The sequence below is a fragment of the Exiguobacterium sp. TNDT2 genome (genome assembly GCF_003331145.1).
Taxonomy (GTDB): domain Bacteria; phylum Bacillota; class Bacilli; order Exiguobacteriales; family Exiguobacteriaceae; genus Exiguobacterium.
In genome coordinates this window covers 13,227-39,888 of the sequence record NZ_QLVE01000030.1, presented here as the reverse complement: position 1 = coordinate 39,888, position 26,662 = coordinate 13,227, and the positions used below count along the sequence as shown (strand labels likewise).

Here is a 26,662-nt window from a genome sequence, read left to right as displayed (position 1 = left end):
GCATCTTGTAGCTTCGCTATCAAGTGAAGGTGCTTGAACCTATGAAAGGGGCGTCACCCGTCTTTGACACCGTTGTTCTTTTGTGCAAAATACATGAACAACAAGGAGGAGTCCAAACATGGCTCGTTACACAGGTCCAGCTTGGAAACTCTCGCGTCGCTTAGGCATCTCGCTTAGCGAAACGGGTAAAGAATTAGCAAAACGTCCTTACGCACCAGGTCAACACGGCAATGGTCGTCGTAAAATCTCAGAATACGGTCTTCAGCTTCAAGCGAAGCAAGCACTCCGTCATATGTACGGAATCAACGAGAAGCAATTCCGTCGCATCTTCAACGATGCAGGGAAAATGCAAGGGATTCACGGTGAGAACTTCATGTTCTTGCTCGAGTCACGTCTTGACAACCTCGTTTACCGTATGGGTCTCGCTCGCACACGTCGCGGAGCGCGCCAACTTGTCAACCACGGTCACATCCAAGTTGACGGTTCACGTGTAGACATCGCGTCTTACCGTGTAAAACCAGGTCAAGTCATCTCAGTCCGCGAGAAGTCTAAAAACTTCAAAGCGATCGCTGAAGCTCTCGAAGTAGCACCAGCTACAAAAGACTTCGTCACATTCGATGCTGAGAAGCTCGAAGGTACATTCGTACGTCTTCCTGAGCGTGATGAATTGAACGACCAAATCAAAGAGCAACTCATCGTTGAGTACTACTCACGTTAATGCTTTTATCCCCTTTCCTGCCTCGGCAGGAAAGGGGATTTTTTATTTCATTAAGATTTGTTCGCGAATCCGGCCCATTTGTGTATCAAGGGCGTCCGCCATCTTCGCCGCCTCAATCAACTCGAGTTTCGATGCCTCCGGGACGACGTGCTGATACTTATATTGAAGCTTATGCTCCGTCGCCGCCCAAAAGTCCATGGCGAGCGTGCGGATTTGAATCTCGGCTGGGACCCAGATGACGCGTTCCGCCAAGTACACTTTTGTTCGGACGATTAAATGTAAGCTCCGATAGCCGCTCAGTTTCGGATGTTCGATATAATCCTTGATCTCATCGATTTGCAGATCGTCCCGTTTTTTCAAATGTTCAAGGATGGCATAGATGTCATCACGAAAACTCGTAACGATCCGGACTCCGGCGACGTCATAAATATTGTCCCAGAGCGCTTCCACTTCGAGCGGGAGCCCTTTTTGATTCATCTTCCGGATGATGGACGGCAGCGTCTTCATCCTCGTCTTCACATGTTCGATTGGTGAATAGCCGAGCCGCGTCTGCCAATCGAGGTCGATGATGCCGAGGTCGCTCTCGAGTTCGGTGATCGCCATCTCATAGTAGCGGAATCGCTCCCGCCATTGGTGGAACTGTTCGCCAAAAAACTCTTCGATATCCATAACCATGCCTCCTTGTCGTCTATACATGCCATCGTAGCAGACCGAACCCAGGTTCGGATAATAAAAAAACGTCCATCCCCGTACAGTTACGGGAATGAACGAATGCATCAGACGTGACGGATGACGAAGTATTTTTTCTTGCCCCGACGGATGACCGTGAACTCACCGAGCGTGTCGGCGCGTGTCACCGTCTTGTCGAGTGCTTGTTCGCGTTCTCCGTTCAAATAGATCGCCCCGTTTTGAACGTCTTCACGAGCTTGACGTTTCGATGGTGCAATCTTCGCTTCGACGAGAAGGTCGACGAGATTACGTTCTCCGTCGAGCTCGAACTGAGGCATACCTTTGAAGGCGGCGTCCATGTCTTCTGGCTTGAGCATCTTCAAATCACCGCTAAAGAAGGCCGTCGTGATGCGGAGCGCTTGGTCGAGACCCGCTTCTCCGTGCACGAGTTTCGTCATCTCTTCGGCGAGACGACGTTGGGCGACGCGTTTTTCAGGAGCAGATGCCACTTCGCTCTCAAGCGCCAAAATGTCCTCATGCGACAAGAACGTGAAGTATTTGATGAACTTGATGACATCGGCATCGTCGACGTTGATCCAGAACTGGTAGAACTCGTACGGTGTCGTCTTATCGGCGTCGAGCCAGACTGCCCCGCCGGCCGTCTTCCCGAATTTCTGTCCGTCCGACTTCGTCACGAGCGGCACCGTCAAACCGAACGCCTTCTCCGAGTGACCGAAGCGACGAATCAGTTCGAGACCGGCCGTGATGTTCCCCCACTGGTCGCTCCCCCCGACTTGAAGACGGCAGTTCTCATTTTCATACAACTTCAGGAAGTCGAACGATTGCAGGAGCATGTATGAGAATTCCGTGTACGAAATCCCGTTCTCTAATCGTGAGTCGACCGAGTCTTTGGCGAGCATGTAGCTGATTGGGAAGTGTTTCCCGATATCACGCAAGAAATCGATGATTGACAACTCTTCCGTCCACTCATAGTTGTTGCGGATAGAGATGGGATTCTCCCCTTCAAGCGGCAAGAAACGGCTCAATTGATCTTTGATTCGATCTGAAAATTCTTTGACCGTGTCGAGTGTGTTGAGCGATCGCTCGTCCGAACGACCTGACGGGTCACCGATCATGCCGGTCGCCCCACCGACGAGTGCGATCACATGGTGCCCCGCCTCTTGGAAACGTTTGAGCGTTAAAATCGGGAGCAAGTGCCCGATGTGGAGCGAGTCCGCCGTCGGGTCGAACCCGGTGTAGAGCGTCGTCGGTTTGTTCAATTGTTCTTTCAATCCTGCTTCATCCGTCATTTGGTTGACGAGACCTCGAAATTCTAAATCCTTCAATAATTCCATCTGTTCCACTCCTTCAATTGACATAAAAAAACGTCCCTTCTCATATGAGAAGGGACGGAGATTCCGCGGTACCACCCTAATTGCCACAGCTGTGGCCACTTGTAGCGAGAGATAACGGTCTCGACCCGGCCGATTGGCACGCTCCAAAAGTGTAATTCATCGTTTGACATTGACTAGTTCACAGCACCCACTAGCTTTCTGGACAAGCGGTCAATCGACTACTCCGTTTTTTTCATCGCGTCATTGTTTATGGACTATGCTTTACATTTTATAAGTTCCATTTCCAAGTTGTCAACTAAGAAGATGGAAACTTGCATCCGGTAGTCGATTCGGGGTAAGGTCAGGAAAGACTTGTGCTATAATCGTATATATTACTGTCAAAAATAGTTTTACACCATATTAAGGAGGCTGTCATGCTGCAAAAGATTCGAGACTTATGGAACCAACCAACATCCTTGAAAGCCCGTCGTTATGCCAATGTGCTTTATGATGTGTCGTGGAACGTTTTACTCCTCACCATCATTTCTGTCGTCCTCATTGGATTTTTAGTCACCGGGATTGGGGCAGGTTATTTTGCTTCACTCGTCAAGGATATGCCGGCACCCGCTTATAAGACGATGACGTCACAAATCAATACGTACTCGTCGACTTCTGACATTTATTTCGGAAGCGGTGAACGGATTGGAAACTATACGACGGATGAAGTGCGCGTTCCGATTGCCGTCGACCAAGTCTCTCCGTTCGTCGTCGATGCGTTACTTGCGACCGAGGACGTCGAATTTTACGAACATGACGGGGTTGTGCCGAAAGCGACGCTTCGCGCCATCTTGCAAGAAGCGACCGGGTCTGAAGACCGGACCGGCGGCTCGACCTTGACACAACAGCTCATTAAGAACCAAATGTTGACGAACGAAGTCTCATTCGAACGGAAAGCAAAAGAGATCTTGCTGGCCCTCCGTCTTGAAAAAGCGATGGATAAAGATGAAATTTTGAATGCATACTTGAACGTCGTCTCGTTCGGTCGAAATTCGATGGGACGAAACATCTCAGGCATCGAGGCCGCTGCTCGCGGTGTCTTTAACACTTCAGCTGAGAAGTTGACGTTGCCACAAGCCGCTTTCCTCGCCGGAATCCCGAAGAACCCGTTCCTATATACACCGTATTATCAGGGCGGTGTCATTAAAGAGGACGTGTCCCCGGCCATCAATCGGATGAAGACGGTACTCAATCGGATGTACGTTGCCGGTAAAATCACAAAAGAAGACTACGACGCCGCGTACAACTACGACATCACGCAAGACTTCATGAAGACGCAATCGAAGCCGCGTGATCGTTATCCGTACGTCATTGACTTAGCCGAACGTGAAGCGCTCGCGATCGTGACCGCACACCTTCTGAAACAAGACGCGATCAACTTGAACGATCTCGAACCAAAGGAACGGAAAGAAATTAGTTCTAGTTATGGAAAACGCGCTCATAACGCCCTTCGACAAGGCGGATATAAAATCCATTTGACGCTCGATAAACAGATTCACGAATCGATGCAACAACCAGCGAAAAATGCCGGTAACTTTGGTCCAAATCAGAGTATTGATGGGAAGAGCTATCCGGAACAAACAGCCGGTGTCATGGTTGAAAACAAGACCGGCCGCGTCCTTGGATTCGTGGGTGGGCGTTATATTAACGGTAAAACGGAAGATTATAACCACGCCTTCCAAATGAAACGCCAAATCGGGTCAACAGCGAAACCGATTCTCGTTTACGCGAACGCGATTGAAGCAGGTATGATTACACCTGAGACAACAGTCATCGACGAAGAATATTTCTATAAATTTGATTACAGCGAACGGAAAGAACCTGTTAAAAATGAAAGCGCCCAGTACCGTGGGGCTGTGACTGTGCGTGATGCGCTCAAACTATCGTTAAACGTTCCAGCGGTCAAAATTTATGAAGAACGGAACGAGATGAAGTCGGATACTCAGAAACTAATTGATATGGGGATTGACGTATCAGATACGAACCGCACAGCATCGTCCATGGCTCTTGGTGTTGGTGAAGTCAGTCCTGTGAACTTGGCCTCGACATACGCGATGCTCGCCAACTATGGTGAACACGTCGAACCTTACGTCGTCGAGCGAATCGAATATCAAGGCGAGACAATTTTCAAAGCGCAACCGAAGAAGACGCGTATTTATGAAGACCGTACAGCTTATCTCGTCGTCGACATGTTGCGTGACGTCTATACGTCCGGGACAGCGCGATACGCCAACTCACTCTTGAACGCTCCTGGCGACTGGATGGGTAAAACCGGAACGACACAAAAGCAACGAGATTCGTATATCGTCGGGTCGACGCCAGACGTCACACTAGCCGTCTGGTCAGGTTACGATAACCAAACGCTTGAGATGTCTGATCGATACCCATACGGACCATACTATCAACGCACGCAACGCATCTGGTCGCAGATCGCGAACCGGGTGTACGCGGATAAACCAGAAACGTTCAACACCAAGGCACGATTTACCCAGCCATCTAGTGTCAAACCGGACGATTTCAAAGACTCAGGAACGTTCTCTGAGAAGAGGAAATTAGAAGAGAAACAGAAAGAAGAAGAAGCGAAGAAGAAAGCCGAAGAAGCGAAAAAAGAAGCAGATCAGGCACAACAAGATGCCGATGCAAAACGCGACGCAGAGGCGAAAGCAAAAGCTGAAGCTGAAGCGAAACAAAAAGCCGAAGCCGAGAAAAAAGCTGCAGAGGAAGCAAAGAAAAAAGCTGAACAAGAAGCGGACGCTGAGGCGGAGGCGGAAAGTGACGCCGAGAACGAATAAGTTGAACGACATGAAAGGCCGACACGCGATGTGTCGGCCTTTGTCATGCTCAATCTTCCATTGTCGATAAGTCACCTGTCTCCAAATTCAATTCCCAAGCCTTCAAGACACGACGCATGATTTTCCCGCTTCGCGTTTTCGGCAGCTTGTCCTTGAACTCGATCTCACGCGGTGCCGCATGGGCCGCGAGACCTTCCTTGACGAACTTTTGAATCTCGGTCTTCAACTCATCCGACGGCTCGTAACCTTTCCGGAGTGCGATGAACGCTTTGATGATTTCTCCACGAACCGGATCCGGCTTCCCAATCACCCCTGCCTCGGCGACAGCCGGGTGCTCGACGAGACGACTTTCAACTTCGAACGGACCGACCCGTTCGCCTGCCGTCATGATGACGTCATCGACACGGCCTTGGAACCAGAAGTAGCCGTCTTCGTCCATGTAGGCCGAGTCGCCTGAGACGTACCAATCGCCCCAAAAATAGCTCTCGTACTTGGCATCGTTCTTCCAAATCTTTCGCATCATCGAAGGCCACGGCGTCTTGAGCGCCAAGTTACCCATCCGATGCGGCGGGAGCGGTTGACCCCGGTCGTCCAAAATCGCAGCTTCACAACCTGGGATGGCCTTGCCCATCGAACCCGGTTTGATGTCCATCGTCGGGTAGTTACAAATCATCATCGCGCCCGTCTCCGTCATCCACCACGTATCGTGAATCCGTAACCCGAACGACTCGTTCCCCCAACGAATGACTTCCGGGTTAAGCGGTTCACCGACTGAGAGGATGTGGCGGAGAGATGATAGATCATATTTCTCGAACGCCTCTTCTCCAGCGCCCATGAGCATCCGGAACGCAGTCGGCGCACTGTACCAGACCGTGACCCCGAATCGCTCGATGACCGAGTACCAGAACTCCGGATTGAATCGTCCCCCGACAATCACGTTCGTCGCCCCGTTCAGGAACGGTGCGAAAATCCCGTAGCTCGTCCCTGTCACCCAGCCTGGGTCGGCCGTGCACCAGTAAATGTCATCCGGTTTTAAATCGAGCACCCATTTGCCGGTCATCAAGTGTTGCACCATGGCATTATGGACGTGCAAGACGCCTTTTGGCTTCCCAGTCGACCCTGACGTATAGTGCAAAATCATGCCGTCCTCACGGTCGACCCATGTGATGTCGAGGTCAGTCGAGGCGTCATTCGCCAACTTACGATAATCAATGATCTTCCCTGACTCCTCCACTCCTTCACCGACGATGAGAATCGTCTCCAAGTGCGGGAGTTGATCGACCGGGATGCGTGGCAAGAGCGCCTCGGTCGTCACGATGACTTTCGCTTCAGAGTCAAGAAGCCGATCGTGGACGGCTTGTTCCATGAACGCCTCGAACAATGGTCCGACGATGGCACCTAGTTTGAGTGAGCCGAGCAAAATAAAATAAAGTTCTGGACTCCGTGGCATGAAGATGAAGACGCGGTCGCCTTTCTCCACTCCAACCGATTTCAGAACGTTTCCAGACCGATTGCTTTCTCGTTTCATATCTTCATACGTATAGCGCTCTTCTCGTTCCCCATCGAAATAGAGCAATGCCAGTTTTGCGGCCAGTTCCCCTTCGGCGTGCCGATCGATTGCCTCGTACGCCATGTTGACATTCCCCGTTAAATTCCAAGAAAACAATGCTTCTGCTTGTGTCCACTCGAACGACTGACAAGCCTCTTCATACGACGCCAATTGATGTTCCCCTGATAACGCTTTCAATTTTTCCATCGCTAAAGATTCGCCTCCCCTGTAATGAATGGTATAACCACTCTCAGTATAGTGTTAATATTGTGACAAATCAATGAATTTCCAAAATCTCCAAAAGAGCGTGAACGAAACAGAATGAAAGCGCTATAATAGAAGATGGAAAAGGTGGTGACTCCATGGAAAAACAATATCATTCAAAGGTGTGGGAAACCTCACTCGGAGCCGTAATCATCGATGGGCCAATCGAAAGCGATGTACTGGCAACGTATCGTCTCGACGAGGGATTGACCGCATTTCGTGAACCTGAGGACCAACATCACGCCCTCGTTGAAATCTCAGACTTGAAAGAAGGTCGAATTATTGTGGCGCGCGTCGATGACCTCGTCATCGGTTATGTCACGTATTTATATCCAGATCCGTATGAACGGTGGAGCGAAGGAAACGACCCGTATATTCTTGAGCTCGGCGCCATCGAAGTGAGTCCACGCTTCCGCGGCCAACGGATCGGAAAACAGCTGCTCGAAGTGTCGATGATGGATCCGCATATGGATGACTTCTTGATTTTGACGACGGAATATTATTGGCACTGGGACCTTAAAGGAAGCGGACTCTCCATTTGGGATTATCGGAAAGTCATGGAGAAGATGATGAACCACGGCGGTCTCGTCTTCTTCCCGACCGACGACCCGGAGATCGCCTCGCACCCGGCCAACTGTCTCATGGCACGGATTGGCAAGAACGTCCGGCAAGAAACGATCGACCACTTCGATTCACTCCGGTTGCGACGCCGGTTCATGTATGACTGAGGAGGATGTCCGATGCTGATTGAACAAATGATGAATCGTCATGTCGTGACGATTCAGCCGACCAATACGATCGCCCATGCGGCCAAGCTCATGCGCGACCATAAAGTGCGCCATCTCATTGTCACAAATCCGGCCCGTCAAGTCGTCGGCATCGTCGGCCAGTTCGAGATGAGTGGTGCGACGAGCGTGTTCCACCCTGAAAGCGAGAGCGCCGACTTTAAAAACCCTGTCTCGAGCATCATGCGTCAAGACGTGACAACGGCGCATCCGTACGATTTTTTCGAGGACGCGGCTGCTCTATTTTATGAATATCGTTTGACGTGTCTCCCCATCATCGAGCAAGGAAAGCTCGTCGGTGTGTTGACCGAGACGGATTTGTTGCGTTACTTCGTCCAATTGACCGGTGCACTCGAACCGAGTTCGCAAATTGAAATCTTAGTTGAAAACACGACCGGCACGCTTGAGAAAGTGACGCGGCTCCTCGCCAAGACGAACGTGAATATCATCAACGTATTCGTCCACCCGACGACTGACCCATATAAACGGATCATCTCGTTCCGCGTCCAGACGATGAATCCGCTCCGCATCATCGAACGGTTGAAACGGGAAGGCTTCGACGTGCTCGGTCCGGAGATGTCCCAATGAGACCGGCCTACATATTCGGGGAGAACGAGAACTCGTATCGCTTCCATGAAGATCACCCGTTCAATCCGATTCGCTTGGAACTGACAACGTCCCTCCTGATCGCCTCAGGTAAGCTCCAACCTTCCGAGTGTATCGCCCCTCCCCTCGCCTCGGTCGAGTCGCTCGCGCTCGTGCACGACCTCGATTACATCGCGGCTGTCCAAGCGGCGGCGGCAGGTGAGCTATCGACGTTGAAAGCGAACAAGTTCGGCCTCGGGACGGAAGACACACCAATTTTTCCAACGATTCATGAAGGGGCGGCCCGACTCGTCGGCGGGACGATGCATGCCCTTGACTTAGTCGCGAGCGGGAAAGTCGAGCGTGCCTTTCACGTCGGAGGCGGCCTGCATCACGGAATGAGACGAAAAGCATCCGGCTTTTGTGTGTATAACGATGCGGCGGTCGCCATCGCCCACGTCCGTCAAACGTACGGGTCACGTGTGTTGTATGTCGATACTGACGCCCATCACGGTGATGGTGTCCAGTGGCTGTTTTATGACGATGCGGATGTGATGACCTTGTCCATCCACGAGACCGGTCGTTACTTGTTCCCTGGGACAGGAGCAGTGACGGAGCGTGGCAACGGAAACGGTTACGGCTATAGCTGGAACGTTCCGGTCGATGCGTTCACCCAGGATGATTCTTTCCTGCATTGTTACGAGACGGTATTTCGAGAAGCATGCGAGTGGTTCAAACCCGATATCATTCTGACTCAGAACGGGGCCGACGCCCATGCGTTCGACCCGTTGACACACCTCGCTTCGACAATTCGGACGTTCGAACAGATTCCACAGATCGCCTCACGGCTCGCAGATGAATTTACGGAAGGTCGCCTCGTCGCTCTCGGCGGCGGCGGATATGACTGGTATCGGACGGTACCGCGTGCCTGGTCACAAGTGTGGGCCGGTCTGACACGCGAGGCGCCATACAGTGGTGACATTCCAAGCGAATGGATTGACAAGTGGCAGGAAAAGGCGGACCAGCACTTGCCAAGACGATGGGATGACCAGACGTACACATTTCAGCACATTCCACGCCGGCAACAAATCGAGGAAAAGAACTGGGAAGTGTCGAAACGCGCCTTTTGGCCGTTCATCTCGAACGACCGCAAATCGCTTTATGTGTAAAATCTAAAAAAACCTCGTCCGCCGGAAACGTTCCAGCGGGCGAGGTTTTTCGTTCAATCGTTACGCAAAGAGTCACGACGTTCGATGCGGTGCGGCAAGACGACATTCTTCTCTTCGATTTCTTCGGCGTTCAAAATTTTCGTCAAAAGACGCATGGCGACGGCCCCGATGTCATACATCGGCTGAACGACCGTCGTCAACTTCGGACGAATCATCGTTGCGAGGCGTGTGTTATCGTGACCGACGACTTCAAAATCGTTCGGGACCGAATACCCGGCGTCTTGAATCGCATGGATGACACCGAGTGCCATTTCGTCCGTACCGGCGAAAATCGCTTTCGGGCAATCATCGCGTTCGAGCATCTTCTGCATCGCTTCGAGGCCTGATGCGTACGTGTAGTTCCCGAGAATGACATCGTTCTCACGGAATGGGAGGCCGGCGTCTTCAAGGGCACGGCGGTAACCAGAGAATTTCTTCTCGCCATTGATTTGTTGCTCGAGTGGTCCTGTGATGAAACCGACTTGTTTGTGACCATGTCCGATCAACATTTCGGTCGCATCGTATGCTGCCTGCTCATAATCGATGTTGACCGCCGGAAGGTCATACCCTTGGTTGAGCGTCGCCGCCAGGACAATCGGGACCGGTGACTTTTTAAACTCGTTGACGAGATCTTCATGCAGACGTCCACCCATGAAAATGATGCCGTCGACTTGTTTGCCGAGCAACGTGTTCAGTAAATGAATCTCTTTGTCACGGTTCGAGTCTGAGTTCCCAAGGATGATGTTGTACTTGTACATCGTCGCGACGTCTTCAATCCCTCGCGCGAGGTCTGCAAAGAAGATGTTCGAGATATCAGGAACGATGACGCCGACCGTCGTCGTCTTCTTGCTCGCAAGTCCGCGGGCGACCGCGTTCGGACGATAGCCAAGGCGATCAATCGCGTCCTGGACTTTCTTTCGGGTCGTCGGCTTGACGTTCGGGTTCCCGTTGACGACGCGTGATACGGTTGCCATCGACACCCCGGCTTCTCGTGCGACATCATAGATCGTTACATTGTTACTATTCATTAAAACTCCTCCTACAAGCAATGATTTTCAAACGATTTTCAAAAAACGTGTCAAAAAAGGAAGACAGGTATCTGTCATCATTTTACCCTGTCTTCACGCTATATAAAACGTTTCCAATTGGAAAGCTTACTTTTTCACCAAATCAAGTTGAGGGAACTGGGCCGTTAGCCCGTCCACGAATTGATCGAATTGGTCGAAATCGAGTTGTTGTTGGGCATCCGATAAGGCGATTGCCGGGTTCGGGTGTACTTCCACCATGACCCCATCCGCTCCGACCGCAAGTGCCGCTTTGGCCGCCGGGAGTAACAAGTCGCGTCGTCCTGTCGAGTGTGTGACGTCCACCATGACCGGCAAATGCGTCTCTTGTTTCAAAATCGGGACCGCCGTGATATCGAGCGTATTGCGTGTCGCCCGCTCATACGTCCGAATTCCGCGTTCGCACAAGATGACTTGGCTGTTGCCGCTCGCCATGATGTACTCAGCCGCATAGATGAATTCTTCAATCGTTGCCGACAAGCCACGCTTTAAGAGCACCGGCTTATCCGTCTTCCCGACTTCTTTTAATAAGTCGAAGTTTTGCATATTGCGTGCGCCGACTTGAATGATATCCACATAGGGTAGTGCCGATTCGACTGCCCCAGGCGTCATAATTTCAGAGATGACCCGTAAATCATGACGATCTGCCGCTTGCTTCAACAGTTTTAATCCCTCGAAGCCGAGACCTTGGAAGTCATATGGTGACGTGCGTGGCTTATACGCCCCGCCGCGTAAGATTTTTACACCGGATTGCGCCAATTTTTCGGCGACAGCGTTCACTTGCTCCAATGATTCGACTGCACATGGACCAGCAATCAATTGTGGACGTCCATTACCGATTATAACGTCGTCGAGCATGACAAACGTATCTTCGGCTTGACGTTTCCGCGAGACGAGCAACGTCTTGTCACGGTCATCGCCTTGCAGCTCGGCGGAAGCTTTAAACATCTCTTTGAACAGATGTTGCAGACGAGCCGTCTCAAACGGACCCGGATTTTCTGCAGCGACGAAGTCGAGCATCTCACGTTCACGTACCAGATCGTATCGCTCCACACCTTGCAGACGTTTTACTTTTCCAATCTCAACAGCGAGCGTGCCTCGGCGGCTGAGCAAGTCGAGCATCTCACGATTCAACTCATCCATCTCGCGACGTAATCGATTCAACTGATCTTGTGGACTCATAATTACCCTCTCATTTCTAAGCCGTTCTTTCCAGATTCCTAATTATAACGAACTTTAATCGCTTTGTCATAGGGAAATGGGCTGACGACACAAAATCAACAAAAAAAGCGCCCGGATGGCCCGGACGCTTTACGCATTACTTGTTGCCGTTTTTAAGCTCGTTTTTCAAGTTGTTCAATTCTTGTTTCGACTCATCGTCGAGCAAATCTTTAACCGGGGCCTCGAAATCCGATTCATAATCTTTTGATTGATCACGACTGCTCTTTGCATCTTGTTTATTTGAAGCTGACTTCGTCGAATCTGATTTATTCGTATTCGATTGATTGTCAGTTTGCCCCGTCTGTTTCTTCGAGTCATCAGACTTGGAAGAGGCAGTTTCCTTTTCTTTAGACGAATCATTTTTCTTAGACGAATCATTTTTCTTAGACGAATCGTTTTTCTTAGACGAATCGTTTTCCTTGGATGACTCGCTTGACTCAGATGATTGATCTTCAGAAGCGCGGTCGAGTTGCTCTTTCACTTCAGCTTCTGCCTCGGCGACGAGTTGGTCAGCTTTTTCCATCGCTTCTTCAATTGATAGCTCGTCTTCATCGACTTGTTGTTTCAATTCAGCTGCTTCTCGAGCCTTGTCTTTCACGAGGTTTAAGACCGGCGCTGCTTTATCACTTGCCACTTTAATCCATTCTCCGACGAGCGGTTCTGCTTTTTCACGCACTTCTTTCGACTTAACCGTCAATCGTTCGCGCGATGTCGACGTCTTCTCATCTAAAAACGTACGCACCTCGCGTCCACTTTTTGGTGAAGTGAGGAGTGCAACAGCAGCACCGATCACACCTCCGAGGACCACGCCCGCTAAAAATCCACCGCTCGGTTGTTGTTCGTTGTTATATGTTTTGTTCTTGTCGTAAGTCATGGTTGTTTCCTCCTTGTAATGGGTTAAGACTTAATCGTGTCATCCGTTGCAATTAAACCAGGGGAGACCGTTGTCGGCTCTTGTTCTTGTTTACGATCTCGACGACCACGGCGACGAGACGGTCGCTCATTTGAAGATGTGTCTGACTTATTTTTCTTAAATAATTCTACAGCGACAGAGCCCCATCTTACCGCCTGCGCAATTTGTTCCTTATTCTCATCTGCTGCCACGTGAACAGAAGATGAGACCGTCCGTACCGATTCTGTTACTTCGTTGAGTGAGGTGCCTAACTCATCAAGCGCGTGAGCCACAGGGGCGAGCAATTCTGTTTTCTCCTCGACGTTATCCACGAGACGGTTCGTCTTATGTAAGAGCGCCGTCACTTCCATTGTGATTCCGTCTAACTGACGTTCTAAGTTTTCAGTCGTCTTGGCGACGCTCTCAAGTGTCCGATTGACGTTTGATAAGACACGTGCCAAGAAAAATACGAGTACGACAAACGCGAGTGCTGCGATAAGACCCGCAATGCCTCCTAATGTAATCTCCATGCATTCATTCCTCCTGTTCGAAAATGTGGTGTTTTCATTATAGCACCATTATGACTGAAAAGATTTGTCTCAATCGTTTTCGCCATCCGGTCTGATTATTCCTTTACCCGTTTTTATGTTTTCGATTACACTAAAATAGAAATAAATTAAAAAAAGTTTAAGGGGTGGACGAATGAGAGATCCTAGAATCACTCAACTCGCTGATGGGCTGATTAACTATTCAGTTGAATTAAAGCCTGGAGAGCGTGTATTAATCGAGAATTTCGGCGTTGAAGCATCGCTTGTTGAAGCACTGGTTGAAAAGGCGTACGAAGCCGGGGGACACCCGTTCGTCTTATTAAAAGAGAGCCGCATCCTGCGCAAACTTTACGCGAGAGCGAGTCAAGACCAGCTCGAGCTCATGGCAGATATCGAACGCAAACAAATGCAGGCGATGGACGCTTATATCGGCTTACGGGCGGGTGACAATATTAATGAACTGTCAGATGTGCCAGCAGAGCAACAAAAACTCGTCGGTGCCACCATCGGTAAAATGCATACCGAGGATCGGGTAAAAGGAACGAAATGGGTCGTGCTCCGTTATCCGTCACCATCAATGGCCCAACTTGCCGGCACCTCGACCGAGGCGTTCGAGGACTTCTATTTCAACGTCTGCACGCTCGACTATGGGAAGATGGACCAGGCCATGGACGCGCTCGTCACACTCATGAACGAGACCGACCGTGTCACAATCAAAGGACCGGGAACAGACCTTACTTTCTCGATCAAAGACATCCCGGCCATCAAATGCTCCGGTCAAATGAACATCCCGGACGGTGAGGTGTTCACCGCACCGGTCAAAGACTCAATCAACGGTGTCATCACGTATAACACACCGTCTCCATATCATGGCTTCACATTCGAGAACGTGTCGCTGACGTTCAAAGACGGTAAAATCGTTGAGGCGACGGCAAACGACACAAATCGAATCAATGATGTGTTCAACACGGATGAGGGCGCACGGTATGTCGGTGAATTCGCCATCGGCGTCAATCCGTACATCCAACACCCGATGAAAGATATCTTGTTCGACGAGAAAATCGACGGCAGCTTCCATTTCACACCGGGTCAGGCATATGACGACGCCTATAACGGGAACGATTCTTCAATCCACTGGGATCTCGTCAATATCCAACGTCCTGATTACGGGGGCGGCGAGATTTGGTTCGATGACGTCTTGATTCGCAAAGACGGACGTTTTGTCGTCGACTCGCTCTTGCCACTCAATCCAGAAAACTTGAAGTAATAAAAACAAGCGTGTCGATTGCGGCACGCTTGTTTTTCGTTACAGTTTGGTCTTTTTGCCGAGCGCTGCCGACATCATCCATATCTCTTTCTCAAGGCGTTCAATGTGAGATACGAATGTGTCTTCAATCGCTTCGTCCCCGTCTTCAAAGTTTTCCATCGCATCTTGCATCTCTTGGCGGATTTGTTTAAAGTCACTGATGACATCCTTGATCATTTGGTCTGTATCTGCATGACGATCCCCCTCTTGCAAGGTCGAATGTTCAAGATATTCTTTCATCGTCGCATACGGTTCACCGTCGTTCATCAATAATCGCTCCGCCACGTCATCGTACAGTTCAGCGACGAGATTATATAGTTCCTCTAATTTCTCATGATACGTGAAGAAATGGGGGCCGCTAATGTACCAGTGATAGTTATGCAGCTTGACGAATAAGAGACCATAATTGGCCACCTCTTTGTTCAATGTGTTCAATGCGCCTTGGCTTGCCATCTTTAACATCTCCTTTTCCAAATTCAGTCGCTAATACTATTACCGTCCTAACTCGATGTTAAACACAAAAAAAGCGAACGGCTAAAGCCATTCGCTCTCACATTACATTTCGAGTTGAGCCTGATTCTCATATTCACGTTGATACGTTTGGATGTCTCCGGCCCCCATGAACAGGAGAACCGCGTCTTTGTGTTGGCTCAAGACACTGACTCCGCCTCGATTGAGGACGTTCGCGCCTTCGATACGCGATTGCAAGTCTTCAATCGTGACCGTACCTTCTAGCTCGCGAGCCGAACCAAAAATATCGCACAAGTACACGACATCCGCTTCTGCCAATGCGGCAGCGAAATCATCAATGAATGATTTAAGACGTGTATAGGTATGTGGTTGGAAAATGGCTACAATTTCACGCCCGCCATATTTTTTACGGGCCGCTTCGACTGTCGCACTGATTTCCCGTGGATGGTGGGCATAGTCATCCACTAACACTTGGTTACCTAGCATCGATTCACTGAAGCGACGCTTCACACCGTTAAACGTTTCGAGACGATTTTTGACCAACTCTTTTGGCAGGTTCTCATAGTCACATGTGGCAATGACAGCCAGGGCGTTCAAGACGCTATGATTACCGTATCCCGGAATCCGGAACGTCCCGTAAAAGTCATCACGTAAATAAACATCGAATGTCGTTCCATTGTCTGTCGAATTCACATTCTCGGCACGAAAATCGTTATGGGCACCGAAACCGTAATAGACGATTGGTACGTTCGCTTGAATGTGTTGCAAATTCTCATCATCGCCACAAGCGATAATGCCTTTCTTCACCTGCTTCGCCATCTCTTGGAAGGCATCGATCACGTCAGCGAGACCAGAAAAATAATCCGAATGATCGAAGTCGATGTTCGTCATGATGGCATAATCTGGATGATAGTATAAGAAGTGACGTTTATACTCACATGCTTCAAAGACGAAGTTTTTCGAATCTTCGACCCCTTCTCCTGTACCATCACCAATCAAGAACGACGTCGGCTCGATCCCCCGCATGACGTGGGCCAAGAGGCCTGTCGTCGAGGTTTTCCCATGTGATCCTGTAATCGCGACACTCGTGTAATGATTGGCCAACTCGCCGAGAAACTCATAGTATTTGTATATCGTCAATCCGAGTTCACGCGCTCGAACGATTTCAGGGTGATCGTCAGCAAAGGCATTACCTTGTACGACGATTTGCCCTTCGGTAATATTTTCAGGATCGAACGGAAGGATTTCTATTCCTTTTCGGTTCAATGCTTCTTCAGTAAAAAATGCTTTGTCAACGTCCGAACCTCGGACTTCATTGTTCATGTCATTTAAAATTTGAGCTAAAGGACTCATGCCCGTTCCTTTAATTCCGACGAAGTGATAACGGTTCATCTGTAAAAAGCCCCCCTAATTCATTGCGGTTTGAAAAAAAGCGACAAACCTTTGTCATTATAGCAAAACTCCAGAAGTCATGCTATTACAGATTGTTGTTTTTTTTCGCCAAACGACGACTCTTATACATCGCCATCCGGTCTTGCGGAGTCATCATGACGTTGAGCGGTGGGCCTTCCGCTTTATACGAGACGCTCATACCAGGTGTCAGCTCTTCTTCATCGAGGACTTCATGTGGCACATCAGTCTGTAATGTTTTTGCAACATCTTCGACGATTGGTGCCGTCTCCTCAATCAATGTGTGAATGGGCATGTCCACTTCGTTCACATCTTGTTTTTCTTCCCGGACGGTAATTTTCGAAGATTTCAAGTCGGTCGAACCCATGAACACGGAAGCGAATCCGTTTTCTAAAATAGACACTTCGCCGAGAATTGGTTTCGTCTCTGACTCAGCCATTTCATCTTCACGGGAACCCGGAATTTCCTCAATCGTTTCCGTGGAAATAACCGTCTTCTCACTTGGTATTTCCATTTCCTCGGCGACCATTTTTTGATCGTCTATCGCGTTTAAGTCGACCTGATTCACGCTCGTTTCGACGGATGTATTTACCGCTTCATCCTTGACCGCAGTCTCCTTGACCGCAGTCTGCTCTGCGACGACTCCTTCCTCAGACTCGGGTTGAATCGGAGTTGGTGTTAGAGCATCAACAGTAGCTGATTGGGCCGATTGTGAGACCCGTTGCGCTTGCCGGATCGACGAGTCGTCCCTCGTTTCAGGGGAATGGTCGACCGGAAGATTGATTTTCGGTTTAGGTCGGGCATAGCCGTAAATCGGGGATGGCACATCTGACGGAATGAACTCATCCTTCGGTTCGGGCTTCGGTACAGGTGCACCTTTCCTCCCTTCCTGAGAAAGTTCGCGTCGAATTCGGTCTGCTTGCTGTTTCAATGAACGTTCATATGCATCCATACTTGATTCCTCGCTTTTTCACTCAATCCTATTTAGCAAAAAATCGGTCGAATTTAGCGACCGATTTCAAATGCTTTCCCTACTTCATATTCGTCATCCAATACGAGAATCCCTTTTTCTTGCGGTGCGTCAGGTAAATTCAATTCTCGAGCTGAACAAATCATTCCGTGTGAGCTTTCGCCCCGTAATTTCGATGGACGAATGATCAATCCAGACGGCATGACCGCCCCCGGTTTCGCGACCACGACTTTTTGGCCGGCCGCGACGTTCGGTGCACCGCAGACGATTTGGACATCACCTTGATCAGTTTCAACTTGGCAAATCGATAACTTGTCCGCATCCGGGTGCTTTTCGGCTTCCTTGACGTAGCCGACGACAAATTTCGGGGTGAAGTCCACGCCCGACAGCTCGGCTTCGATGTTTTGTTTACGTAAGATGACACCGAGCGTCTCAATCAACTCGGCCGTCAATTCGACCGGTCCGTGCCAGTCGCTGACATCAAAATAATTACTGGCATTGAAAATGTTATAGCCATTGACTTTTCCCGTCGCCGATTTAACGATGGCGACATCGTCTTTCCGTTCAACGACTTGGTGGTGGCGATCGCCTTCTCTTAACAAGACCATGAGGACATCGCCGATTCCTTCACGATTATAAAAAGCATTGATTTGCATACTAATGACGCCCTTTCTTTCAGACTAGACACAACTAGTTTAGCAGATTATGCGTCCGATGGTGGGTTCTTTTTTCCGACAATAAAAATGGGTTCGAGACCGCCGTCCTCATAATGGAAAGAAAGAGCCGTTACCGGAATCCGTCCATTCGTGAAAAAATCGAACATGAGCTGTTGCATCGCATCGTAACCTTCGTCGTTACGAACGTCCGCGATAATCATTACGTCCTGATGTGGCACCCCGACGAGCATATCGCCTTCGATGCGACGTTCCATGACCCGCAAAAACTCATCATTTAAGACACGTGACGCTTCATAGCCGTCCCGGGTGGCCAGGAAATAGAACGTATTCCCGGCTACGGTGTCTTCTTTTAAATCAGTCGGCAATTTTTTGACGTTCTCCCGCGCTAACTCGTCGAGACGAGTCAAGGGCATCCCGTCCAAATGCCGCTCTTCGATCAACCGATAGCCGTTGCCCGAATCGAGCGCGTAAAAGATTGCTGTCTCGGCTGTATGCGGGGTTGTGGCGAGTGCTTCCCCGCGCTTCGTCTTTGTCGAGAACGAGGCCGAGCGGATGACAGGATAGATGTTCGCTTCATTGCCCGTAAGCGTGACCGCATCATCCGCCGAGAGCGCCGTCTTGATGTAGTCCACGACCTCGTCAATGGCGACTTCTCCTCGTACTTTCGTCTTGGCAACGAGCGGAGCGAGACGGATGTTGACGCCGAACCGGTCCGCTGACCGTTCGATACGCAACACTTCATTCTCACGGTCGTATGAGGTCCGGTACCCGTCCGTGAATCGGCTTTCGAGATGGCGTCGTAACTCATTCCGTTCCATCTAGGTCACCCTAACCCATGAAGGAAGGCCTCGACTTGCTCAGGTGTCTTCCGTTCGCGTCCGACGTAGCGATCGACTTCTTGTCCACCGTTAAAAACGACGAAACTTGGAATCCCAAAAATATCGAGCTCTTGCGCGAGTTCCATCCAGTCGTCACGGTCTACATAATAGAACGTCCAATCCTCAAACTTTGCTTCGATTTCTGGCATGAACGGATCGAGGAAACGGCAGTCACCGCACCATGTTGCTGAAAACATCAAGATGCTCTTCCCTTGTTTCGCTTCTGTATATTCGTTCATTGTTGTCAATTGTTTCATGTTCACCACTCCTGTTCTTTTTTCCTCATTCATGATAGCATAAGTCCATTGTCATATTCCGCTCTCATGTTTTATGATTATCGGGAGCGAAGACTACGTGAAAAAGGTGAAGTCATGACTAAATGGACACGTGAACAGTTGAATCCAGAAATGAAACATCCGCTCGAGCAACTCGTCGGCGTCATCGGCATGCTGGCGATTCTACGCTACGGCTACTTGTTCATCGATACGGACAAGACACGAGGCGAGATTTTAGTATGGCTCGTCGTCGGGTTTGCTGTGATTTACATACTCGAACGTGTCGGCAAGCGGCTCGTCCGCGCCTTACCGATCATTCGAAAACGATTTTTACTCCCCGTCTATGTCGTCTTGCTCGTCTTATTCTTGGCGAGCTTCCGAGTCCCGCGCGAAACCGTCGAGACCGTCCGCAATCTTTTTGGTTGGTGAACCGACGAGAGCGTCCCGCTGAATTTGCCGGGACGCTCTCTTTTGTGTCGCTCAATATTCGATTTTCATGTCGTTCGGTCGAATCCGGTTCATTCGGAGCAACACTTGATAGACCGCATAGCTGAGTATCGCCGGACCGATAATTAAAAAGCCAAGGACGACGATGACCATGTGCCAACTGAAGCCCATCGTTTCGAGCATGACGATTGGACCGACGAGACCGCTCGTCCCCATCCCGGCACCTGCTGCGACGCTCTCGAGCTCAAACAACAAAATCGCGATCGGGGCGAGCACCGCCCCCGCTAGCGTCGGCGGCAACAAGATCCAAGGATTCTTCACGATATTGCCGACTTGAAGCATCGAAGTACCGATCCCTTGGGCGATCGCACCGCCGATGCCATTGTCCCGATAGCTCGTGATGGCGAAGCCGACCATCTGGGCGGCGCATCCGACCGTTGCCGCACCGGCCGCGATCCCGCTCAATCCAAGCATGAGTGCGATGGCCGCACTCGAGATCGGTGCCGTGAGCGCGAGTCCCATCAATGTCGCAACGACGACACCCATGAATAATGGTTGTTGTTCCGTGCCCCACTCAATCCACGTCCCGAGTTGCGTCATGAACAAGCCGACGTATTTGCCGATGTAGGTCGCACTCAAATAACCGACGCCGATCGTCGTGAACGGCGTGACCAAAATGTCGAGCTTCGTCGATTTCGAGACGAGCTTGGCTGCCTCGACGGCGAGCAATGTCGCCACATAACTGCCGGCTGGTCCGAACTCGTAACCGAACGCCCCGACGACGAGCGCCGAGAACAAGATGAGTGGTGGTGCCTGGAGCGCATAGGCGATCGCAATGCCGATGGCCGGACCGGTCAAACTGATGGCCACGTCACCAATCGCGATGAGCGTCGACCCGAAACCGGACAGACTCGTATCGAGCAACTGCCCTCCGGCCGTCTTCATAATCAAGCCGATGATAAGGGTGCTGAATAACCCGAGTGCCATATAACTGAGCGCCGTCACGAAATAAAGCGACGGGCTGAGCGTGATTCCTTTTTTCTTGAACATGGAAATCCCTCTTTCCTGTCTTGTCAGTCGTAAAGTTTCTGTCTTCACACTTTTATCAGTATAAGCGTTTCTCGGGAAAATTCAATATGAAAAAACGCCACTCCACGAGTGACGTTCTTCATTCAATTAGCGTGAAGCCCGGAGCGTCTCCATCGTCGAACGATCGAGTCGTTTGACAAGTGCCTTCAGGAGAGCTTTCGCCGCGTCGTAGTCGTCCGTATGCAAAATCGAGGCATGCGTGTGAATATAGCGCGCCGCAACACCGATGACGGCCGTCGGCACCCCTTCTCCGCTCATATGGATGCGACCCGCATCCGTTCCACCTGGGGAGACGAAGTACTGGGTCTTAATGTTTTCATCAGACGCCGTATCGAGTAAGAAGTCACGCATCTCGGGAGACATGACCATGACCCGATCGAGGATGCGGATGAGTGCCCCTTCCCCAAGTTGACCGAACTCCGTCTTATTGCCTGATGCATCGTTGGCCGGTGATGCGTCGAGGACGAGCGCGACATCTGGACGAATCATTTCGGCTGCCGTTTGCGCTCCTCGGAGACCGACTTCTTCTTGGACGGTCGCCCCCGAGAACAAGATGTTCGGATGATCGGCTTTCGTCGTCTCTTCGAGCAACTCGACCGCGAGACCGACGCCGTAGCGGTTGTCCCATGCTTTGGCCATAATTTTTTTCGGATGTTTGAGCGGTGTGAACTCACTCGTCGGGACAGCCGGTAGACCCGGACGCACGCCCCATGATTCGGCCTCCTCTTTCGTATCGGCGCCGATATCGATAAACATCTGTTTCATATCCATCGGTTTGTTCATCGCGTCCGGTCCGAGCAAGTGGGGAGGTGTCGATGCGACGACGCCTGGAATCAATCCCTCATTCGTGACGATATCAAACCGCTGTGCCATGAGCACTTGGCTCCACCATCCACCGAGCGGCTGTATGTAAAGCATCCCGTTTTCCGTGATTCGGGTGACCATGAATGCGACTTCATCCATATGCCCAGCGACCATGATACGAGGTCCCGCCTCATCCCCAATCCGTTTCCCAAAGATCGAGCCGATGCCGTCCGTCATGACTTCATCGACATGCGGTGTGATTCGGTCACGAACAAACTGACGAACCTGTGTTTCAAATCCAGGTGCCCCTGGAAGTTCTGTCAACGTCTTGAATAAGTCTCTCGTTTTTTGTTCCATTTTCATCCATCCCTTCAACCGTTCTTTTTTTATTATATACAGAACTTTTCGACAGATGCGAATGGTTTTCGTTCCAATGGGGTACAGGTTTTGGTACGATGTACATGATAGCCATAGTTCAAGGGAGGTAGTCATATGAAGAAAAGGTATTGGTTAGTTGGAATCGGGGTTGCCATCGCGGCCGCACTTATGACGAAAAAAGTGTTAGACGAACGAAGCTTATCGGCCGAGGACGCGCTCGAGTACACGAAACGGGCATTTTCAGCCAAAGGTCACGTTCAAGGCGCGTGGATTTCGGCATCACCTGAGGTTTACACGTATGACGGACGTGAGTATGACGTCTTCAAAGGTGGCATCTCGGTTCTCGAGAACGAGGAAGAGAAGACGTACCAATTTACAGTCGATTCAGAGACTGGCGCTTTACTTGAATATGCATGATGTGAGGTCGGCGATGACATTCGCCGACTTTTTTGTTTAGCCTGGGCCAAAGAGTGGAAAATTGAATATGGTACTTTTTAAACTCAAAAAGGAGTGATCCCACGTGAAAAAACTGATCGGTGAAGCAAACGAGCTCGTGTCACAAATGGTCGAAGGCATGGTCCATGCCCATCCTGAACTGTACGGCCGTGTGGAAGGATTCAACGTCATCTGTCGTGCTGACGGGGCCAAATCTGGAAAAGTCGGACTCGTCTCTGGTGGCGGCAGCGGTCACGAACCAGCCCACGCCGGTTTTGTAGGCGATGGGATGCTCGATGCCGCTGTCTGCGGTGAAGTGTTCACGTCCCCGACCCCGGACATGGTGCTCGAAGGCATCAAGGCCGCCGACGGAGGAAACGGGGTATTACTCATTGTCAAAAACTATGCGGGTGACGTCATGAACTTCGAGCTTGCCGCCGAACTTGCGGACGCCGAAGGGATCAAAGTCGATCATGTCGTCGTCGCGGATGATGTCGCCATCTCGAACAAGGAAGACCGCCGCGGTGTCGCCGGGACCGTGTTCGTGCATAAAATCGCCGGTGCGGCCGCAGCGAGCGGGAAGTCACTCGCTGAAGTAAAAGCGCTCGCAGAGAAAGTTGCCGCTAACGTCCGTTCGATGGGAATGGCCGTCGAACCTTGTTATATGCCGGTGAGCGGCAAGCCAGGTTTTGATTTGAATGAAGAAGAGATGGAAATCGGCATCGGGATTCACGGGGAGCGCGGCGTCGAACGGAAGCCGACGACGAACGTCGATGCCATCGTGGATGACCTGCTCGACCACTTGAAAAAAGAAGTGAACTCTGGGGACGTGGCCGTCATGGTCAACGGCATGGGCGGCACACCATTGTCCGAATTGTATGTGACGTATCACTTCGTCGCGAAAAAATTGGAAGATGCCGGCTACACGTTGAAACGGAAATACGTCGGCAACTATATGACCTCCCTCGAGATGCACGGGTTCTCGATTACACTCTTGCCGCTCGATGAAGAAATGACGGGCTATCTCGATGCACCGTCGGCGGCACTCGGTTTCAAACTCTAATTCAATGAATGAGGTGTTCATGCAATGTTGACGATTGAAGGGTTCAAGCAAGCATTACGAAACGCCCAATCAGAGATTGAGGCGAACAAGGATACTCTGACCGACCTCGACCGCGCCATCGGCGACGGGGACCACGGCATCAATATGTCGCGTGGGTTCGAAGCGGTCCTAACTGTGCTCGATGACGACTATGCCAGCCTTGGTGACTTGAGCAAGAAAGTCGGGATGACGCTCATGTCTAAAGTCGGCGGTGCGGCCGGTCCGTTATACGGGTCGGCATTCGTCAAGGCTGCGCCTAAGTTTGGTGACGCGACCGAAGCCGATTTCACGCTCGTTAAAGAAGCGCTCGTCGAAGGTTCGGCAGCGATTAAAGCCCGTGGAAAATCGGAGGTCGGTCAAAAGACAATGGTCGATGTATGGGAACCGTTCTTATCCGATTTAAACGAGGCTGACGATTTCGATGCCAAACTCGACCGCCTTGTCGGTGAGACCGAAGATATGATTGCCACGAAAGGGCGGGCATCTTACTTCGGTGAAAACTCACGTGGTACGGTCGACCCTGGCGCACTCTCGAGTTCTATCGTGTTAAAGGCAATCATGAAGGAGGTTGAGTGACATCGTAGAGCTCATCATCGTATCCCATAGCGCCAAAATCGCCGAAGGGATTCAAGACTTGATGAAAGAGATGGCCCCAGTTGTTCCGATCCATTTAGCGAGCGGGCTCGAGGACGGCAGCATCGGGACAGATGTGACCCGTATTCTCGAGGCGATCGAGGCCGTCGACAAAGAAGCGCTCATCTTATCCGATATCGGTTCGGCCACAATGAACGCCGAACTCGCCGTCGATATGTATGAAGGCGATAAAACGATTCAGTTCTATGACGGTCCGATTGTCGAGAGCGCCTTCGTTGCTTCCGTCTCATCGGGTAACGGCATGGATGTCGCTCAAATCGTCGAACAATTGAAAATGGCATGAAAAAAGAGCCTTGCTGAACTGAACCAAAAAAGTAGAAAATAAATAATTTGTCATGCAACTTCGAGAACCTAGGTCCGGTATTCCACCGGGCTCAGGTTTTTTAGTCGTTTCTTGATGCGAGGATGATTGTAGTACTCGATGTAGCGTTCGACAATCTGTATTTTCAACGCCTTTGTAAATTTGGTCATAAAAAACACCCCATAAAAGCTGGATTTTTATGTCCAACTTTTATGGGGCAGTTCAGCGCGGCTCTTTTTTAACGTGGGTTATCGTTTTTCTCGTAAATCGGGTTCATGTACTCGGTCGTCGAATAAAAACGTGGAACGACGACGAACAAAATTACGACCGGAACAGCGATCAACAATAGCAAGATCAACACAGGTAACCAATAAACGACCTTTTGACCGAGCATGTCGATGTTCGCATCCGCGAATTCAGTCGCGCCTTCGACTTCTGCGAGATCAGCCGTTGCGAGGATTTTGTTGTCTGTCGCATCGTAATAATGGAACTCGGTTTTACGTGTGATGAAGATGCCATCACGGACCGTATCCAATTCGACGACCGCCCCGATGACTTCATTGCCATTCGAGTGACGGAGCGTCTCTTGTTTTACAATTTCAGCCGTTCCTTCTTTGTAGTCGTAGTGCGTGGCTTTCAAATCCTCTTCAAGGGCGTCCAAGAACGCCTCGTTTGCCGAGGTATTAAGTGGTGCGATTGTTAGAATGAAGATTAGTGCAAGCAGGCTTGCCCATGCTTTTTTCAACATCCCCATGTTCCCCCTTCTCTAATTCCAGTTTAGCGTCATTCTTATTGTACCAAGAAGAAAGAAAAAAGTGTGAAGAAAATGCTATTAAAATAAGAAAAAAGCGTGTCAAATTTTCGGACGGAACGCGGCCTCCATCCGATAAATCGGTTGTCCCATGGCGCTAAAGCGCTCTTCATACTCGGTACGGACGTTATCTGCCGGTTCGTTCACGTGAAGATCAAGTGAAATTTCTGTGAAGTACATGCCGTATTGGCTCATGCTTTCGAGCGAGTATTCGAATAACCCGCGATTATCCGTCTTGAAGTGAATCTCGCCCCCGCGCGGCAACACAGCCTCGTACGTGGCGAGGAACGTTTTATATGTCAAACGCCGTTTCGCATGGCGTGTCTTCGGCCATGGATCGGAGAAGTTCAAATAAACACGGTCGACTTCCCCCGCCTCGAAGTAGTCGACGAGTTGCTTAGCGTCAACAGTCAACACGCGGACGTTTGGCATCGGCGTCTCGACGAGCTTTTGCACAATCGATACGGCGACGCTCTCGAATAACTCGATGGCGATGAAGTTGACGTCCGGGAACTGTCGGGCCATCCCTAAAACGAATTGTCCTTTCCCCGACCCGACCTCGATGAAGAGCGGATGGTCGTTATTAAATTCTGCTTTCCAATTCCCTTTTAACGTTTCGGGATGAGTGATAAAGACGTGTTCTTGAGCTTCCATGTATTCTTTAGCCCAAGGCTTGTGACGTAAACGCATGTTTTTCCTACCTTTCGTTCAAGAAATGTTCAAGTTTATGCTGACTAGCCGCTTCGTGCGAGCAGTCCCCTTGCGATTATACACGAAATCATTGTTTAATGAACATGAATCATCCTTCACAAGGAGGTTATATCGATGAGCACATTGGATCAATTTTTAATCTTTTACGCGGCCCCGCTGACGTTCTTCGGCGCCGTCATCGCCACGTTCGTTTGGGCATATTTCATGAAACCTGATGATATCTGATGCATATGGAAAGGGATGGCTCACACTCGTGA

At 50.3% G+C, this 26,662-nt stretch carries 30 protein-coding genes and 1 other annotated feature; of the genes, 12 read left to right on the top strand and 18 right to left on the bottom strand.

Annotation, left to right across the window (positions count from 1 at the left end; genetic code table 11):
- Positions 1–118 precede the first annotated feature (118 nt).
- Complete coding sequence (rpsD, locus tag DPV68_RS12935) at positions 119–718, top strand: 30S ribosomal protein S4 (protein WP_114167216.1); 600 nt, start codon at positions 119–121, stop codon at positions 716–718.
- 42 nt (positions 719–760) lie between these two features.
- Here rpsD and DPV68_RS12930 read toward each other — a convergent pair whose 3' ends face one another.
- Both DPV68_RS12930 and tyrS read right to left on the bottom strand, forming a co-directional pair.
- On the bottom strand, positions 761–1,387 hold the full coding sequence (locus tag DPV68_RS12930; protein WP_114167215.1) for a GTP pyrophosphokinase: 627 nt from the start codon (positions 1,385–1,387) through the stop codon (positions 761–763).
- Between the two features lie 107 nt (positions 1,388–1,494).
- Positions 1,495–2,742: a tyrosine--tRNA ligase gene (gene tyrS, locus DPV68_RS12925; RefSeq protein ID WP_114167214.1), complete on the bottom strand. Its 1,248-nt coding sequence runs from the start codon at positions 2,740–2,742 to the stop codon at positions 1,495–1,497.
- A gap of 47 nt (positions 2,743–2,789) precedes the next feature.
- Positions 2,790–2,987: a binding site (T-box leader), on the bottom strand.
- A gap of 168 nt (positions 2,988–3,155) precedes the next feature.
- On the opposite strand from tyrS, the gene DPV68_RS12920 reads away from it, so the two are divergent.
- On the top strand, positions 3,156–5,570 hold the full coding sequence (locus DPV68_RS12920) for a transglycosylase domain-containing protein (RefSeq protein ID WP_114167213.1): 2,415 nt from the start codon (positions 3,156–3,158) through the stop codon (positions 5,568–5,570).
- 49 nt (positions 5,571–5,619) lie between these two features.
- On the opposite strand, the gene acsA is transcribed toward DPV68_RS12920, so the two are convergent.
- Complete coding sequence (gene acsA / locus DPV68_RS12915; RefSeq protein ID WP_114167212.1) at positions 5,620–7,326, bottom strand: acetate--CoA ligase; 1,707 nt, start codon at positions 7,324–7,326, stop codon at positions 5,620–5,622.
- 155 nt (positions 7,327–7,481) lie between these two features.
- Here acsA and DPV68_RS12910 point away from each other — a divergent pair, with 155 nt between their 5' ends.
- The 3 genes from DPV68_RS12910 to DPV68_RS12900 are packed head-to-tail and all read left to right on the top strand — an operon-like array spanning position 7,482 to position 9,922.
- The gene (locus tag DPV68_RS12910; protein WP_114167211.1) at positions 7,482–8,111 is read left to right on the top strand and encodes a GNAT family N-acetyltransferase; all 630 of its coding nucleotides are present in this window, start codon (positions 7,482–7,484) and stop codon (positions 8,109–8,111) included.
- Between the two features lie 12 nt (positions 8,112–8,123).
- On the top strand, positions 8,124–8,756 hold the full coding sequence (locus tag DPV68_RS12905) for an acetoin utilization AcuB family protein (RefSeq protein WP_114167210.1): 633 nt from the start codon (positions 8,124–8,126) through the stop codon (positions 8,754–8,756).
- Positions 8,753–9,922: an acetoin utilization protein AcuC gene (locus tag DPV68_RS12900; RefSeq protein WP_114167209.1), complete on the top strand. Its 1,170-nt coding sequence runs from the start codon at positions 8,753–8,755 to the stop codon at positions 9,920–9,922. The genes DPV68_RS12905 and DPV68_RS12900 overlap by 4 nt, the downstream gene beginning before the upstream one ends.
- Positions 9,923–9,975: 53 nt before the next feature.
- Here DPV68_RS12900 and ccpA read toward each other — a convergent pair whose 3' ends face one another.
- The 4 genes from ccpA to DPV68_RS12880 all read right to left on the bottom strand — a co-directional run bounded on the left by ccpA (position 9,976) and on the right by DPV68_RS12880 (position 13,668).
- Positions 9,976–10,989 carry a catabolite control protein A gene (gene ccpA / locus DPV68_RS12895; protein WP_114167208.1) on the bottom strand — a complete coding sequence of 338 codons (1,014 nt, stop codon included), beginning with the start codon at positions 10,987–10,989 and terminating at the stop codon, positions 9,976–9,978.
- 126 nt (positions 10,990–11,115) lie between these two features.
- Complete coding sequence (locus DPV68_RS12890; RefSeq protein WP_114167207.1) at positions 11,116–12,207, bottom strand: bifunctional 3-deoxy-7-phosphoheptulonate synthase/chorismate mutase; 1,092 nt, start codon at positions 12,205–12,207, stop codon at positions 11,116–11,118.
- Between the two features lie 136 nt (positions 12,208–12,343).
- On the bottom strand, positions 12,344–13,120 hold the full coding sequence (locus DPV68_RS12885) for a YtxH domain-containing protein (RefSeq protein ID WP_114167206.1): 777 nt from the start codon (positions 13,118–13,120) through the stop codon (positions 12,344–12,346).
- Positions 13,121–13,143: 23 nt separating this feature from the next.
- The gene (locus DPV68_RS12880) at positions 13,144–13,668 is read right to left on the bottom strand and encodes a DUF948 domain-containing protein (protein WP_114167205.1); all 525 of its coding nucleotides are present in this window, start codon (positions 13,666–13,668) and stop codon (positions 13,144–13,146) included.
- Positions 13,669–13,840: 172 nt separating this feature from the next.
- Between DPV68_RS12880 and DPV68_RS12875 the strand changes: the two genes are divergently transcribed.
- A complete protein-coding gene (locus DPV68_RS12875) occupies positions 13,841–14,953 on the top strand; it encodes an aminopeptidase (protein WP_114167204.1) in 1,113 nt (370 codons plus the stop codon).
- Positions 14,954–14,992: 39 nt separating this feature from the next.
- Here the strand turns inward: DPV68_RS12875 and DPV68_RS12870 are convergent, their stop codons facing one another.
- The 6 genes from DPV68_RS12870 to DPV68_RS12845 all read right to left on the bottom strand — a co-directional run bounded on the left by DPV68_RS12870 (position 14,993) and on the right by DPV68_RS12845 (position 19,655).
- Positions 14,993–15,445, bottom strand: coding sequence for a Dps family protein (locus tag DPV68_RS12870; protein ID WP_114167203.1), 453 nt, complete (start codon positions 15,443–15,445; stop codon positions 14,993–14,995).
- A 102-nt stretch (positions 15,446–15,547) separates the two neighbouring features.
- The gene (gene murC / locus DPV68_RS12865) at positions 15,548–16,855 is read right to left on the bottom strand and encodes a UDP-N-acetylmuramate--L-alanine ligase (protein ID WP_114167202.1); all 1,308 of its coding nucleotides are present in this window, start codon (positions 16,853–16,855) and stop codon (positions 15,548–15,550) included.
- A gap of 85 nt (positions 16,856–16,940) precedes the next feature.
- A complete protein-coding gene (locus tag DPV68_RS12860; protein ID WP_114167201.1) occupies positions 16,941–17,825 on the bottom strand; it encodes a hypothetical protein in 885 nt (294 codons plus the stop codon).
- 53 nt (positions 17,826–17,878) lie between these two features.
- Positions 17,879–18,499, bottom strand: coding sequence for a YtpR family tRNA-binding protein (gene ytpR / locus DPV68_RS12855; protein ID WP_114167200.1), 621 nt, complete (start codon positions 18,497–18,499; stop codon positions 17,879–17,881).
- 47 nt (positions 18,500–18,546) lie between these two features.
- The gene (locus DPV68_RS12850) at positions 18,547–19,338 is read right to left on the bottom strand and encodes a DUF1444 family protein (RefSeq protein WP_114167199.1); all 792 of its coding nucleotides are present in this window, start codon (positions 19,336–19,338) and stop codon (positions 18,547–18,549) included.
- Positions 19,339–19,343: 5 nt separating this feature from the next.
- Entirely contained in the window at positions 19,344–19,655 is a 312-nt protein-coding gene (locus DPV68_RS12845; RefSeq protein WP_114167198.1) for a thioredoxin family protein, read from the bottom strand.
- Between the two features lie 114 nt (positions 19,656–19,769).
- Here DPV68_RS12845 and DPV68_RS12840 point away from each other — a divergent pair, with 114 nt between their 5' ends.
- Positions 19,770–20,102: a hypothetical protein gene (locus tag DPV68_RS12840; RefSeq protein WP_114167197.1), complete on the top strand. Its 333-nt coding sequence runs from the start codon at positions 19,770–19,772 to the stop codon at positions 20,100–20,102.
- Positions 20,103–20,153: 51 nt separating this feature from the next.
- On the opposite strand, the gene DPV68_RS12835 is transcribed toward DPV68_RS12840, so the two are convergent.
- Together DPV68_RS12835 and DPV68_RS12830 are read right to left on the bottom strand one after the other, a co-directional pair.
- Complete coding sequence (locus tag DPV68_RS12835) at positions 20,154–21,170, bottom strand: PTS sugar transporter subunit IIC (RefSeq protein WP_114167196.1); 1,017 nt, start codon at positions 21,168–21,170, stop codon at positions 20,154–20,156.
- Between the two features lie 126 nt (positions 21,171–21,296).
- Entirely contained in the window at positions 21,297–22,370 is a 1,074-nt protein-coding gene (locus DPV68_RS12830; protein ID WP_114167195.1) for a M42 family metallopeptidase, read from the bottom strand.
- A gap of 135 nt (positions 22,371–22,505) precedes the next feature.
- Here DPV68_RS12830 and DPV68_RS12825 point away from each other — a divergent pair, with 135 nt between their 5' ends.
- The 4 genes from DPV68_RS12825 to dhaM all read left to right on the top strand — a co-directional run bounded on the left by DPV68_RS12825 (position 22,506) and on the right by dhaM (position 24,865).
- On the top strand, positions 22,506–22,808 hold the full coding sequence (locus DPV68_RS12825) for a PepSY domain-containing protein (RefSeq protein WP_114167194.1): 303 nt from the start codon (positions 22,506–22,508) through the stop codon (positions 22,806–22,808).
- Between the two features lie 103 nt (positions 22,809–22,911).
- Positions 22,912–23,889: a dihydroxyacetone kinase subunit DhaK gene (dhaK, locus tag DPV68_RS12820; protein WP_114167193.1), complete on the top strand. Its 978-nt coding sequence runs from the start codon at positions 22,912–22,914 to the stop codon at positions 23,887–23,889.
- A 24-nt stretch (positions 23,890–23,913) separates the two neighbouring features.
- Positions 23,914–24,504 (top strand): dihydroxyacetone kinase subunit DhaL, encoded by a 591-nt coding sequence (dhaL, locus tag DPV68_RS12815; RefSeq protein ID WP_114167192.1) that lies wholly within the window; start codon positions 23,914–23,916, stop codon positions 24,502–24,504.
- A complete protein-coding gene (dhaM, locus tag DPV68_RS12810) occupies positions 24,497–24,865 on the top strand; it encodes a dihydroxyacetone kinase phosphoryl donor subunit DhaM (protein ID WP_370447080.1) in 369 nt (122 codons plus the stop codon). The genes dhaL and dhaM overlap by 8 nt, the downstream gene beginning before the upstream one ends.
- A gap of 68 nt (positions 24,866–24,933) precedes the next feature.
- Here dhaM and DPV68_RS12805 read toward each other — a convergent pair whose 3' ends face one another.
- From DPV68_RS12805 to trmB, 3 genes are all read right to left on the bottom strand, one after another.
- The gene (locus DPV68_RS12805; protein WP_114167191.1) at positions 24,934–25,053 is read right to left on the bottom strand and encodes an IS3 family transposase; all 120 of its coding nucleotides are present in this window, start codon (positions 25,051–25,053) and stop codon (positions 24,934–24,936) included.
- Positions 25,054–25,121: 68 nt separating this feature from the next.
- The gene (locus DPV68_RS12800; RefSeq protein ID WP_232819646.1) at positions 25,122–25,631 is read right to left on the bottom strand and encodes a hypothetical protein; all 510 of its coding nucleotides are present in this window, start codon (positions 25,629–25,631) and stop codon (positions 25,122–25,124) included.
- Between the two features lie 105 nt (positions 25,632–25,736).
- Complete coding sequence (gene trmB, locus DPV68_RS12795) at positions 25,737–26,384, bottom strand: tRNA (guanosine(46)-N7)-methyltransferase TrmB (RefSeq protein ID WP_114167189.1); 648 nt, start codon at positions 26,382–26,384, stop codon at positions 25,737–25,739.
- Between the two features lie 135 nt (positions 26,385–26,519).
- Between trmB and cydS the strand changes: the two genes are divergently transcribed.
- Positions 26,520–26,630, top strand: a complete 111-nt coding sequence (gene cydS, locus DPV68_RS15235) for a cytochrome bd oxidase small subunit CydS family protein (protein WP_483297295.1) — start codon at positions 26,520–26,522, stop codon at positions 26,628–26,630.
- The last annotated feature ends 32 nt before the right edge of the window (positions 26,631–26,662 follow it).

Excerpts from the sequence above, each read along its gene's own strand:
- rpsD (WP_114167216.1), top strand. The coding sequence starts at position 119 with ATGGCTCGTTACACAGGTCCAGCTTGGAAACTCTCGCGTCGCTTAGGC.
- DPV68_RS12930 (WP_114167215.1), bottom strand. The coding sequence starts at position 1,387 with ATGGATATCGAAGAGTTTTTTGGCGAACAGTTCCACCAATGGCGGGAG.
- tyrS (WP_114167214.1), bottom strand. The coding sequence starts at position 2,742 with ATGGAATTATTGAAGGATTTAGAATTTCGAGGTCTCGTCAACCAAATG.
- DPV68_RS12920 (WP_114167213.1), top strand. The coding sequence starts at position 3,156 with ATGCTGCAAAAGATTCGAGACTTATGGAACCAACCAACATCCTTGAAA.
- acsA (WP_114167212.1), bottom strand. The coding sequence starts at position 7,326 with ATGGAAAAATTGAAAGCGTTATCAGGGGAACATCAATTGGCGTCGTAT.
- DPV68_RS12910 (WP_114167211.1), top strand. The coding sequence starts at position 7,482 with ATGGAAAAACAATATCATTCAAAGGTGTGGGAAACCTCACTCGGAGCC.
- DPV68_RS12905 (WP_114167210.1), top strand. The coding sequence starts at position 8,124 with ATGCTGATTGAACAAATGATGAATCGTCATGTCGTGACGATTCAGCCG.
- DPV68_RS12900 (WP_114167209.1), top strand. The coding sequence starts at position 8,753 with ATGAGACCGGCCTACATATTCGGGGAGAACGAGAACTCGTATCGCTTC.
- ccpA (WP_114167208.1), bottom strand. The coding sequence starts at position 10,989 with ATGAATAGTAACAATGTAACGATCTATGATGTCGCACGAGAAGCCGGG.
- DPV68_RS12890 (WP_114167207.1), bottom strand. The coding sequence starts at position 12,207 with ATGAGTCCACAAGATCAGTTGAATCGATTACGTCGCGAGATGGATGAG.
- DPV68_RS12885 (WP_114167206.1), bottom strand. The coding sequence starts at position 13,120 with ATGACTTACGACAAGAACAAAACATATAACAACGAACAACAACCGAGC.
- DPV68_RS12880 (WP_114167205.1), bottom strand. The coding sequence starts at position 13,668 with ATGGAGATTACATTAGGAGGCATTGCGGGTCTTATCGCAGCACTCGCG.
- DPV68_RS12875 (WP_114167204.1), top strand. The coding sequence starts at position 13,841 with ATGAGAGATCCTAGAATCACTCAACTCGCTGATGGGCTGATTAACTAT.
- DPV68_RS12870 (WP_114167203.1), bottom strand. The coding sequence starts at position 15,445 with ATGGCAAGCCAAGGCGCATTGAACACATTGAACAAAGAGGTGGCCAAT.
- murC (WP_114167202.1), bottom strand. The coding sequence starts at position 16,855 with ATGAACCGTTATCACTTCGTCGGAATTAAAGGAACGGGCATGAGTCCT.
- DPV68_RS12860 (WP_114167201.1), bottom strand. The coding sequence starts at position 17,825 with ATGGATGCATATGAACGTTCATTGAAACAGCAAGCAGACCGAATTCGA.
- ytpR (WP_114167200.1), bottom strand. The coding sequence starts at position 18,499 with ATGCAAATCAATGCTTTTTATAATCGTGAAGGAATCGGCGATGTCCTC.
- DPV68_RS12850 (WP_114167199.1), bottom strand. The coding sequence starts at position 19,338 with ATGGAACGGAATGAGTTACGACGCCATCTCGAAAGCCGATTCACGGAC.
- DPV68_RS12845 (WP_114167198.1), bottom strand. The coding sequence starts at position 19,655 with ATGAAACAATTGACAACAATGAACGAATATACAGAAGCGAAACAAGGG.
- DPV68_RS12840 (WP_114167197.1), top strand. The coding sequence starts at position 19,770 with ATGACTAAATGGACACGTGAACAGTTGAATCCAGAAATGAAACATCCG.
- DPV68_RS12835 (WP_114167196.1), bottom strand. The coding sequence starts at position 21,170 with ATGTTCAAGAAAAAAGGAATCACGCTCAGCCCGTCGCTTTATTTCGTG.
- DPV68_RS12830 (WP_114167195.1), bottom strand. The coding sequence starts at position 22,370 with ATGGAACAAAAAACGAGAGACTTATTCAAGACGTTGACAGAACTTCCA.
- DPV68_RS12825 (WP_114167194.1), top strand. The coding sequence starts at position 22,506 with ATGAAGAAAAGGTATTGGTTAGTTGGAATCGGGGTTGCCATCGCGGCC.
- dhaL (WP_114167192.1), top strand. The coding sequence starts at position 23,914 with ATGTTGACGATTGAAGGGTTCAAGCAAGCATTACGAAACGCCCAATCA.
- DPV68_RS12805 (WP_114167191.1), bottom strand. The coding sequence starts at position 25,053 with ATGACCAAATTTACAAAGGCGTTGAAAATACAGATTGTCGAACGCTAC.
- DPV68_RS12800 (WP_232819646.1), bottom strand. The coding sequence starts at position 25,631 with ATGTTGAAAAAAGCATGGGCAAGCCTGCTTGCACTAATCTTCATTCTA.
- trmB (WP_114167189.1), bottom strand. The coding sequence starts at position 26,384 with ATGCGTTTACGTCACAAGCCTTGGGCTAAAGAATACATGGAAGCTCAA.
- cydS (WP_483297295.1), top strand. The coding sequence starts at position 26,520 with ATGAGCACATTGGATCAATTTTTAATCTTTTACGCGGCCCCGCTGACG.